Origin of the sequence: Phytoactinopolyspora endophytica (assembly GCF_004138495.1) — a bacterium.
In the GTDB taxonomy this organism is placed as follows: Bacteria; Actinomycetota; Actinomycetes; order Jiangellales; family Jiangellaceae; genus Phytoactinopolyspora; species Phytoactinopolyspora endophytica.
On the sequence record NZ_ML142870.1, the window covers coordinates 68,393 to 70,965 of the forward strand.

The 2,573-nt window shown below is 69.2% G+C and carries 1 pseudogene; it reads right to left on the reverse strand.

Annotated elements, in window-relative coordinates:
* Window positions 1–2,217, reverse strand: a pseudogene (valS, locus tag ELR45_RS29780) (valine--tRNA ligase); the annotation flags it as partial.
* Window positions 2,218–2,573: the final 356 nt, after the last annotated feature.

The window sequence follows — 2,573 nt, forward strand, 5'->3', positions numbered from 1 at the left end:
GGTCCGCGCCGACGCGGTCCGCATCAGCTCGGCCGGCTCGGCCGGCTGGTCCGCCTCGGTTCCATACGCCCGATCCTTCACGAGTTCGAGGTAGTCGTCGCAGAACTCCCAGAAGAACCGTTCGGTCGCCTCGAGCGCGCTCGTGTAGTCGTACTCGTCCATCGCCCCGGTCGCCGCTCGCACCACCTCGCCCAGCGCCGCGAGCATGCTCCGGTCGAGTGGCTCGGTGACAGCATCGGTGGCCGGCGCATCGCCCAGCGCCGACCGGTGCACCGAGTCCGTGCGGCCCGATCCGCCCGGCTCGTGGCCTGCGAGACCCAGGATGAACTTGCCCGCGTTCAGGACCTTCGTCGCCAACCGGCGCCCAACCTTCATCTGCGCCTCGTCGAACGGTGTGTCCCGGCCCGGCCGAGCACCGGCCGCCCGCCAGCGGACCGCGTCCGCGCCGTAGCGCTCGATGACACCGACCGGCGTCGTGGCGTTCCCGACCGACTTGCCCATCTTCTTCCGGTCCGGATCCACCACGAACCCGGAGATCGCCACCCGCCGCCACGGTAGCGACCCATTCTCCAAGTGAGCGCGTAGCACGGACGCGAACAGCCAGGTCCGGATGATCTCGTGCGCCTGGGCGTGCAGATCCATCGGGAACGTCCGCGCGAACAGGTCCGGATCGCGTTCCCAGCCGCAGACGATCTGCGGCGTCAGCGACGACGTCGCCCACGTGTCCAGCACGTCCGGATCGCCGGCGAATCCGCCGGGCCTGCCGCGCTGCGACTCGTCATACCCGGCCGGAGCCTCGGACGACGGATCGACCGGCAGCGCGGACTCCTCCGGCAGCAGCGGTTCGTCGTACCGAGGCACGCCGGTGTCGTCGAGCGGGTACCAGGCCGGAATGGGGACGCCGAAGAACCGCTGCCGGCTGACCAGCCAGTCACCGTTGAGTCCACCCACCCAGTGCTCGTACCGGTGGCGCATGTGCTCCGGGACCCAGGCCAGCTCCCGGCCGCGGTCGAGCATCTCCTGCCGCAGGCCGGCGTCCCGTCCACCGTTGCGGATGTACCACTGCCGGCTGGTGACGATCTCCAGCGGCCGATCACCCTTCTCGTAGAACTTCACCGAGTGCGTGACCGAGCGGGGCTCGCCGACCAGGCCGCCCGACTCCCGAAGCAACTCGACGACGCGGCGCCGCGCTTGGGAGACCGTCGAACCTGCCAGTTCTTGGTACGGGCAGCCCGGCACGCCATCGGGCGGCTCAGCGAGCAGCCGCCCATCCCGGCCGATGACGGCTCGGACCGGCAGGTCGAGCTCGCGCCACCAGATGACGTCGGTGAGATCACCGAACGTGCACACCATGGCGATGCCCGTGCCCATGGCCTGGTCAGCCAGCCGGTGGGCCAGAACGGGGACGCCGACGTCGAACACGGGCGTGCGGGCGAGGGTCCCGACCAGGCCGCTATAACGCTCGTCGTCGGGATGAACCACGAGCGCGACGCACGCCGGGAGAAGCTCCGGACGCGTGGTGTCGACGTGCACCGCCCCGTCCGGCCCGGCGAACGCCAGCCGGTGGAACGCGCCCGGCCGCTCACGGTCCTCCAGCTCAGCCTGGGCCACCGCGGTCTGGAAGGTCGCATCCCACAGCGTCGGCGCCTCTGCCTGGTACGCCTCACCGCGGGCGAGGTTGCGCAGGAACGCCCGCTGGGAGACGGTCCGGGCCACCTCACCGATCGTCGTGTAGGTCAACGACCAGTCGACGGAGAGGCCGAGGCGCCGCCAGAGCTCCTCGAACGTCTGCTCGTCGTGGGCGGTCAGCCGTTCGCACAGCTCGATGAAGTTCTTCCGCGAGACCGGCAGCTGCGAACCGGACGGCTCGGGCAGCACCAGGTCGGGATCGTACGGTATCGACGGGTCGCAACGGACGCCGTAGTGGTTCTGCACCCGGCGTTCAGTGGGCAGGCCGTTGTCGTCCCACCCCATCGGGTAGAAGACCTCACGGCCACGCATCCGCTGGTAGCGGGCGATGATGTCGGTGTGGGTGTAGGAGAAGACGTGACCCACGTGCAGGCTGCCCGAGGCGGTCGGCGGTGGTGTGTCGATCGAATAGACCCGCTCACGCGGCGTGGAACGGTCGAACCGGTGGGTCGCTTGCTCCTCCCACCGTCGGGACCAGGTCTCTTCGAGGCCCTCAAGGGTCGGCTTTTCCGGCATGTGCTGCGGCATGGGTGGCTCCACAGGTGACGCCGCGGCAGCGCGGAGTGTGCGCACCGCGGGGTGATGATGTGACGGATCGGATGGAGGCGGCGCTCAGCGGCGCACGGATACTCGCGCCCGGGCGGAGCCGGTGCGGGCGCAGAGCACGATCCGATCGAACATGGTTCCCATCATACATTCCCCACGGCCCGCCATGCCGCGATCAGTCATAGATCGACAGCTACGAACGTTCTTTCCGCGCGACCATGGATGAGCGGCACCAAGGCGAGCTTCACCAGCTTTACCAAGATCAGAAGTAAAGCGAGGTACAGTACATGCGCGAGCGGTAGGTAACGCTCGCGCCCACGAGCGGCGGCCGAGAGCTC